3 protein-coding genes are annotated in these 8,968 nt (G+C 71.8%); all 3 read right to left on the bottom strand.

The window, feature by feature from the left end; translation table 11 throughout:
- Window positions 1-18 precede the first annotated feature (18 nt).
- Window positions 19-993: an AAA family ATPase gene (locus FM110_RS08910; protein ID WP_159458027.1), complete on the bottom strand. Its 975-nt coding sequence runs from the start codon at window positions 991-993 to the stop codon at window positions 19-21.
- A 93-nt stretch (window positions 994-1,086) separates the two neighbouring features.
- Entirely contained in the window at window positions 1,087-7,299 is a 6,213-nt protein-coding gene (locus FM110_RS08905) for an Ig-like domain-containing protein (protein ID WP_087104417.1), read from the bottom strand.
- A gap of 346 nt (window positions 7,300-7,645) precedes the next feature.
- Window positions 7,646-8,656, bottom strand: coding sequence for a polyprenyl synthetase family protein (locus FM110_RS08900; RefSeq protein WP_087104416.1), 1,011 nt, complete (start codon window positions 8,654-8,656; stop codon window positions 7,646-7,648).
- Window positions 8,657-8,968 lie beyond the last annotated feature (312 nt).

Genomic DNA, 8,968 nt, shown 5'->3' with positions numbered 1-8,968 from the left:
GTGAGGCGGGGGCCTGGGTCATGCCGACTGCTGACGGGCCTGCGGCGGGGCGACCTCGCTGAGGATCCGGGACATGACGGACTCAGCGGTCGCGCCGTTGAACTCCGCCTCGGGGTCGAGGACGAAGCGATGCAGCCAGACCGGCCGGACGAGGTCCTTGACGTCGTCGGGGACCACGAAGTGGCGCCCGTTCATCGCCGCCCACACCTTCACGGCGCGCATGAGGGCGAGCGCACCGCGGATCGACACGCCCACGCGCACCTCGGGCGCCAGACGCGTCTCCTCCATGAGCCGCGAGACGTACTCGAGGACGGCCGCGTCGACGTGGACCGTCGCGGCGAGGTCCGACATGTCCTGGACCGCCTGCAGCGAGATCATCGGGGTGATCGCCTCGGCGCGGTCGCGGATCGCCGAGCCGGAGAGGATCTGCACCGCCGAGGCGTGGTCCGGGTAACCGAGGGAGGTCTTGAGCAGGAAGCGGTCGAGCTGGGCCTCGGGGAGGCGGTACGTGCCGGCCTGCTCGATGGGGTTCTGCGTGGCGATGACGAGGAACGGGCGCTCGACCTCATGGGTCGTGCCGTCGACCGTCACCCGGGCCTCCTCCATGACCTCCAGCAGCGCGGACTGCGTCTTGGGCGAGGCGCGGTTGATCTCGTCGGCGAGGACGACGTTGGCGAACACGGGGCCGCGGTGGAACTCGAAGGACGAGCTGGCCTGGTCGTAGATCGTGACGCCGGTGACGTCCGAGGGCAGCAGGTCCGGGGTGAACTGGACGCGCGAGCTCGTGCCCTTGACGGTCGCGGCGATCGCCCGCGCGAGCGAGGTCTTGCCGGTGCCCGGCGCGTCCTCGAGCAGCACGTGCCCCGGGGACAGCATCGCCGTCAGCACGAGGCGCACGACGTCGTTCTTGCCGATCACGGCACGGCCGACGCCCGTGACGAGCTTGTCGAAGGTGTCGGCGAACCAGCGGGCCTGCTCGGCGGTCATGGTCATGGGGAGTTCTCCTGGGATGGTCGGTGGGAGCCGGGGCTCGGGGCGCAGGGGCTTCGGAACAGGCGCGGCGGGGCAGGGACCGCGGCCCGGAGGTCATCTCGGCAATGACACGGAACCGACCTTCTTCCCGTCGACGTACACGTCCAGCGGCCAGTCGGGGTAGCCGTATACCCATTGCTCGGAGGCATCGGTCTCGAAGCTCCACGTGCCGTCGGCCTTGGCCGTCGCGTTCTCGACCGCCCAGTCCTCCTCGTACGTGACTCCGTCCGCTTTCAGGCTGCCCAGGGAGATCCGGTACCGCTCGCCCGGGGTGAGGCCGGAGACCTTGACCGTCACGACCTTGCAGTACTGCGTGGCTTCGCAGTCGGCGACGGTCTTGGGCGCGCCGAACGCCGTCGCCGGGTTCGTGTCGATCTTGGGATCGGCCGGCGGGGGCGGGGGCGTCGGTGCGATCGTCGTCGCGCTGTGCTCCGGGCCGGTGAGGCCCTTGGAGTTGACCACGCGCGCCTTGAGGGTGTGGCTGCCGCCGCCGCCTCCGTGCGCCGTGACCGGGCCTGTGTAGGGCTCCCACGCCGCCCCGTTGAGGCTTTGCTCGATGCGCGAGGTCCCGCCCGCGCCGCCGTCGCCGTGGGCCGCCACCGTGAAGACCACCGTGCAGTCCTGGCCGCAGCTGCCCTGTCGTCCGGTGACGGTGGGCGCCTGGGGGTTCGTGTACGGCACGACGGCGGGGCTCTCGGCGGACAGCTCGCTCTGCCCGCCCGCGTTGCCGTTGTCGGCCTGCACCCGGAAGCGGTAGGACGTGCCGTTGGCCAGACCGTCGATGACGACGCTCGTCTGATCGGCGCCGACGGTCCTCTCGCCGCCCTGCCAGGTGATCTTGTAGCCGGTCAGATCTGTTCCGTTGGTCTTCGCCGGCTGCCAGCTCACGGTGGCCTGGCCGCTGGGCTTCGCGGGGTCGATGCTCGCCGTCACGCCGCCGGGCGCCTCCGGCACGGAATACGGCAGCACGGGCTCCGAGGCGCTCGAGGGCTCGGCGCTCTCGCCCACCGAGTTCACACCCTTGTAGGTGAATGTGTACTCGGTGTTCTGGTCCAGTCCCTGGAACGTGACCGACCGCTTGCCGGCAGGGACGCGCTGGCTCTGCCCCCCGGGGGACGCGGTCACGACGTACTCGGTGATGGGTTCGCCATTGGCCTCGTCCGCGGACATCGCCGGGACGGTGACGGTCACGCCGCCGCCGAGCGGCGTCACGACGCGCTGGGCCGTCGGGGTCCCGGACGGCCGCTTCGGCGGGCCCGCGGGGTGCTCGGGGCTCGACCACGGCGACCAGTCCGAGGCCTCGTCGCCGCCATTGAACGCCCGCAGCCGGAAGCGGTACTCCGTGCCGTTGGCGAGGCCCTCCCATGTGGTGGACGTGGTCGCGGCGTCGAAGGAGCGGGTGTCGGCCGCGCCGCCGCCCGTCCCCATGATCTGCACCTCGTAGCGCTCGAGGGCCGAGCCGCGGTTGGTCGGCGCCGACCAGGAGACGTCGAGCACGCCGTCCCCGCGCTGCGCCTGGGGCGCCGCCGGAGGATCGGGCTTCACGTCGGGGCGCGCCTCGGCGGAGGCGGACGAGGGGTCGGATTCGCCGACCTCGTTGATCGCGATCGCCTGGAAGGTGTACGTGGTGCCGTTGACGAGCCCGGAGATCGTGCAGGTGGTGCCCGAGCAGTCCGCGGACTCGCCGCCGCCGGACGCGGCGAGGACCCGATACCCCGTGATCGGGGCGCCGTTGTCGCCGCCCGGGGAGAACTCGAGGGTCGCGCTCCCGTCTCCGACCGCGACGATGCGCGGCGCGGAGGGCGGCTCGGGCCGGTCGCGGACCGCGGCCCGGATCGTGCCCGTGACGGTGCGCGCCGGGTCTCCGGTGGCGTCGGCGACGCGGTAGGTCAGCGTCGCGGTGCCGTGCCAGCCGGCCCTCGCGGAGACGACGACGCTGTCGCCCTCGACGCGGCCTTCGACCTCGCCCGCCACGCGCTGCGGGTCGCTGACGGTCCGCGGCTTGTTCGGGAACGGGTTGGAGTCGTTGGCCAGGACGGGGACGGTCTGCTCCGTCCCCGCGTCGACGACGACGTCATCGACCCCCGGGGAGATGAGGGCCTCGAGGGTGGGCTTCACCGTGACCTTCACGCTCGCGCGGACGGGGTCGTTGGTGCCGTCGGAGACGGACACGGGGATCTCGAACGCCGCCCCCTGCTGCGCGTCCGTCGTCGCCTCGACGAGCAGCTGTCCCCGCGGCGAGAGATCGACGCTCACGCCCTCCGGCTCGGCGAACTCGCCCGTCGCGAAGGCGAGCTGATCGTCCTCGGGGTCCCGTGCCCCGGCGGCGAGGTCGAGCGGCACGGCCGCCTTCCCCTGCTCCACCTCGACGGAAATCCCCTGCAGGGTCGGGGGCTGGTTGGTGCTCGAGGAGACCTCCACCGGGATCAGGAGCGTGCCCCGGGCGCCGGACGGGTCGGAGGCGTCCTGCCCGTCGGTCACATCGACGGAGATGGTGTCCGTGCCGTGGAAGTCCGCCCGGGCGGTGTAGCGCAGGGTCGTCGGCGAGGCGACGAGCTCGCCGCCGTCGTTGTGCGAGGCGCTGGCGCTGGTCGCGTCGGCGATCGTGGCCCCGGCGGCCCCCGTGCGGACGCGCACCAGGGAGTCGTCGCGCAGGTCGATGTCGACGCTCTCCCCGGACCGCACCTGCACCGGTTCGCCGATCCACTGCGGCGCCTGGGCTGCGCTGCCCGGGATCCAGACGAATGCCGAGGAGGCGCCGCCGTCCTGGTCGGTCACGGTGTAGCGCACCCGCTGCTGCTTCTCGGCGAGCGGGATGCTCAGGCTCTGGTCGGGGCCGACGGTCGCGCCGGTGGCCGACGGATCGAGCGTGACCTCGAGGTCCTCGACGGAGCCGTCGGGATCCTGATCGTTGGCCAGCACGTCGACCCGCACGGCGGTCCGGTCCTCCCCCGTCACATCCGCGGGGTCCACGTAGTCGTCGCGGGCCAGCGGCGGCAGCCGGGGGGCGTCCGCGTCGACGATCACCGTCGCGCTCCCCGGGCTGCGGGTCTGCCCGTCGGAGGCGCCGTAGGCGATGGTGTAGGTGCCGGGCTCCGTGGGCGTCCGGGTCAGCAGCGAGGGGATGCGCTGGGTCTCGCCCTGGTCGATGAGCGTGAGCGACTGCTTCTCGGGGGTCAGTGCCCGCTCGATCGTAAGCGGCTGCCCCTCCGGGTCGGTGTCGTTGGCGAGCACGTACATCTGCAGGTCGCGGTCCGGTCGGGCGCGGATCGTGTCGGCTGTCGTGACCGGCGGCTCGTTGGTCTCGGGGGCCGCGACCACGCCCACGGCGATCTGGGCCGTGCCGACCGCCCCGTCGGAGTCCATCACCTGGTACGTGAGGGTGTCCGTGCCCGAGGCATCCGGGTAGGCCTCGTACTCGATCCACTCGCCCGAGGCCTTGACCACGCGTCCCCGCTGCGGGGCCGGCGCCGTGATCGAGGTCAGCAGCGTCGCGTCGCCGTCGGGGTCGATCCCCGAGGTGACGACGGGGATGCGGGTGGTCGTGCCGGCGATGGCCCGGGCCTCGCCGGGCTGGGGATCCGGCGGGTCGTTGAGGTCGGACTCCGGCACGATCCTGATGGTCGCGCGCCCGGTGGCCCGGCGCCCTGCGTCGTCGACGACGGTGTACGTGAAGGAAGCCTCACCGGACGCACCGGGGGCCGCGACGAAGCGCACCTGGTCCTCGGAGAGCTCCGCGGTCCCCTTCCCGTCGAGGCCGGAGGCATCGGCGATCCCCTCGAGCTCGAGGGGGGCGCCGCTCGGCGACTTGTCGTTGGCCAGGACGGGGATCCGCACGACGTCCCCGGAGCGGACGAGGGCCTCGTCCTCGACGACGACCGGATAGGGCATCTGGGTCTCCGGCGGGACGATGAGCACGCGCACCGTCCCCGTCGTGGTGCCCGATGCGTTGGAGACCTCGTAGCCCAGCTCGATGGGGGCTCCGCCGTGGGGCGCGGCGGGGTCGGCGGTGATCTTCAGCAGGTGGTGGTCGATGACCTCGACCTGGAGGCTCGAGTCCGGCGGGACGGAGGCGCGGTCCACGACCAGCACGCCGCCGGTCGGATCGACATCGTTCTCGATCGGGTCGACGAGGACGGAGCCGCCGGTGACGACCATGCCGAGGTCGCCCACCGCGACGGGCGCCAGCGCCTCTCCCGTGGGCTCGCGGACGTCGACGCGCACGATCCCCTGCACGCTCCGCGTGCCCACCCCCGTCTGGTACGTGAGGTACTTCGTGCCCGTGCTCGCGGCCTGGATCTCGAAGGTGCCGCTGCGCGGATCGGGCTTCACCGTGAGCCCCTCGGCCTGCCCCACCTGCAGCAGCTCGAGGTCCTCCCCCGTCGGATTCAGATCGTTCTCCAGCGGCTTGACGGTCAGCGTCCGACCGGTGACGCCCTCGACGTGGTCCGGGGTCGTGATCGGTTCGAGGTCCTCGGCCCCCTCGACGGCGAAGATCATCTCGCCCTCGGACGTCGCGCCGAGGGCGTCGCGGAAGGTGAGCTTGACCTTCTTGTCCCCCGTCGTGATGCCGGCGTCGTCGAAGGTCACCATGCCGTCGGGGCGGAAGGTGACCTGGTCGTCCTTACCGTCGACCTCGGCGGATGCGAGGAAGAAGTCGTCGCCCTCGGGGTCGCGGAAGTGCGGCAGGACGTTGAAGGACACCGTCGCGCCCGCGGCGATCGTCACCTTGGGCGTCTGCCCGTTCTCGGGCTGGGGGCCGGTGTTCGACTCCGGTCCGTGGACGTCGAGGGTGACCTGGCTGGTCGCCTCCCCGTTCTCGCGTCCGTCCGAGACGGAGTACGAGAAGGAGGCCTGCCCCGTCGCGTCCTCCGCCACGGCGATCTGCAGCGCGGTCCCGCCGCGGATCGGGGTGACCGTGCCGATCGGGGGCTGGTCCACGGGCGCGGCGACGAGGACGTCGCCGTCGGGGTCGGTGTCGTTGGCGACGACCGGCAGCACGACGCTGCCGCCCGGCCTGACGCCGAACTGGTCGGGGTTGGCGACCGGGGGGCGGTTCTGCTCCTGCTGATCGGGGGGGACGTTCGTGACGGTCGAGGTGAGGGTCTCGTTCTCCTTCTCGACGGTCTCGGTGAACTCCATGTCCGTCGGGAGCTCCCAGGTCTCGACGATCTGCATCTTGTCCGCGGCCATCCAGGACAGCCCCGTGATGTCGTCGTTGAGCACCACGAGCTCGTGGTTGACGCGGAAGTGCAGCTGGGCGTCGCCGCTCGCGCGCTCGATCCTGCCCTGGGCCGGGTCCGCGTCGCCGCATCGCCGCAGATACGTGGTGGAGCCGTTCCAGGCCCCATAGGCGCAGCCGGCGACGCGCACGGGGGCGATGGGGTCGCCCGACCCGGTGGTCTTGTCCCGGTGGGCGTCGCCCCCGTCCAGCGGCACGTCGTAGAGGGAGTCGGCGGTGGCGAGCAGGACGCCGTCGCCGGCGACCGAGGGCTCCTGGAGGCGCACGTCGGCGACGTCCGCCACGCCGGCGTCGCGCAGGGGGATGCGGCGGTCCTTCACCCCGACGTGCAGCATCGAGGCCTCGCGGTCGAGCACCACGGGCTCGGAGCCCACGGCCGTCAGGTCGATCGTGTCGGCGTCCCCGGTGATGCCCTCGAGCTCGACCTCCTCGGCGGGCTCCGCGGCGGGCGTGGTCTGGTCCGGGGTGCGGAGGTAGGGGGTGAGGGTGTCCCCGTGCAGCACGTAGACGTCGCCGTCGGTGGTGACGGTGACGTCGAGATCCGCGGAGTCGAAGGTGCGGGTGGGCTTGACGGCGTTCGGGTCGAAGGCGGCTGCCTGATCCGGCGTGAGGATCCACATCCGTCCCGCGGCATCGAGGATCACCACGCGGTCTCCGCCGAGAAAGACGCGGTCCTCCATGCCGAGCGCCGCACGCCCCTCCCGCTTGTGGGAGGCGGGGTTGATGCGCTCGAGCCCTGACTCGGTCCGCAGCAGCACGGTCGATCCGGATTGGAGCAGCTTCTGCGTCCTGTCGATCTGGAGGCGGGCGTCGAACTGCTGGGCCTCGACGTTCAGACGACCGACCAGGCCGAGCTCGTCGTTCTTCACCCACACGCCGCCGTTGTGGGTCTCGACCTCGGGGCCCGCATACCCCTTGTCCATCACCGCCAGGATGCCGATGACGAGAGCGAGCAGCGTCAGGACCGCAGCGCCGACGAGACCGGCACGACGGCGCGACGCGGCCCGAGCGCTCGCAACCGACACAGATCTCCCCCGTCATCCTCCGGCGACCCGGCCCCGCGCACCGTGTGTCGCTGCGCTACCCCGGCCTCCGCTCCGCACGCGGGCGCGCGCATGGAAACTCAGGACACAGAGTACGTGCGCCTCCGGAGCGCCGCAAAGGTGAGCGACGAGGGCGTGAATGCCTGTCGTCGACACGGTGAACGGCCCGACTCGAGCACCCGCCGCCAGTGTCCTGATCGAGCAGGGCAGCGAACCGGAGAGCAGGTCGCACGCCGGCTCGGCGCTGCCCGCACGCTGTCGCTCGGCATCTGCGCACGCTGAGTCCGGGTCGCTCGCGCGATCGCGGTCCAGGCCGCGTGGCCGGTGCTCAGGCCGCTCGATCGATAAGGGCGTGGGTGAAGTCGATGAGCGCGGCACGTCCCGGAGTGGCCGGAAGGTCCTCGAGGATCGCCACCGCTTCGGCACCGAGAGACCTGGCCATCGCCGCAGTCTCCTCGACGGCCTCGTCCTCCCGCAGCAGAGCGAGCGCCTCATCGAGGACAGGCCCGCCGTCGCGGGCGGCGTCGAGGAGGGAGACCAGGCGCCCGGTGCGCGGGTCCGCCTCAGGAGAAACCGCGCGTCGCCGCACCAGAAGAGTGGGCATGGTCGGGACGCCCTCCTTGAGATCCGTGCCCGGTGCCTTGCCCGAGGTCTCCGGATCGCTGCGCAGGTCGAGCACGTCATCGGCGAGCTGGAACGCCACTCCCACCTTCTCGCCGTAGCGCGCGAAGACATCCGCCACGGCCGGATCGCAGCCTGCCTGGAGCGCGCCGAGCCGGCCCGCGGACGCGATGAGCGATGCCGTCTTGTCGGCCAGAACGGACAGGTAGTGCGCGAACGGGTCGTCCTCGGGCGAGGGACCGACCGTCTCGTGCAACTGCCCGAGGCACAGCCGCTCGAACGTCTCGGCGTGGATGAGCACCGCCTCCGGACCCAGCGTCGAGCTCAGCGCGCTCGCGCGCGCGAACAAAAAGTCGCCGGTGAGGATGGCGACGGAGTTGCTCCAGACCTCGTGCGCCGTCCGAGCGCCGCGCCGCGTCGGCGCATCGTCCATGACGTCGTCGTGGTAGAGCGTAGCCAAGTGGGTCAGCTCGACGAGCACCGCCGCATCGATGACCGCATCGCGCGACATGTCGCCGAAGGAGCCGGCGAGCAGTGTCAGAAGAGGACGCACCCGCTTGCCTCCCGCGTCGAGCAGGTGCCGAGCCGTCCAGCGCACCATGTCGTCCGATGTCGCGACCACCTCGCGTATACGGCTCTCGACGGCGTCGAGACGCTCCGTGACGGACGCGGAGAATGCGTCGTCCGCATCGGGGACGAGAGCCAGGGACGAACGCATGGGGCTCCTTCAGGAGATCAGCGGCGGTGCGCATGGAGGACGGCGCGGCACGTGCATCAGGCCGTGCGCACGGCCGAATACGGGTCCGATGGATCCTACCGCGGAGCGACCGGCGTCTTCACGCGAGTCGCGCCCCAGCGACGCGGGGCAAGGAGCCGACGGAGCACATCAAGGGCGGCATCACCCTCCGGGCGAGACACCTCGGCCACAGGGCCGACGTCCCGATCCTCCAGCCCAGGCAGACGTCGACCCACCCGACGTACCGACCCCGTCACGATCTGGGCATGCGGAAAGGGCCGCCGGCTCAACCCT

Origin of the sequence: Brachybacterium nesterenkovii (genome assembly GCF_900163655.1) — a bacterium.
GTDB classification, from domain to species: Bacteria; Actinomycetota; Actinomycetes; order Actinomycetales; family Dermabacteraceae; genus Brachybacterium; species Brachybacterium nesterenkovii.
Note: the sequence above shows the minus strand (reverse complement) of the source record. Positions and strands in the feature narration are given on the sequence as shown.

Coding starts and splice junctions, on each gene's coding strand:
- FM110_RS08900 (WP_087104416.1), bottom strand. CDS start 8,656: ATGCGTTCGTCCCTGGCTCTCGTCCCCGATGCGGACGACGCATTCTCC.
- FM110_RS08910 (WP_159458027.1), bottom strand. CDS start 993: ATGACCATGACCGCCGAGCAGGCCCGCTGGTTCGCCGACACCTTCGAC.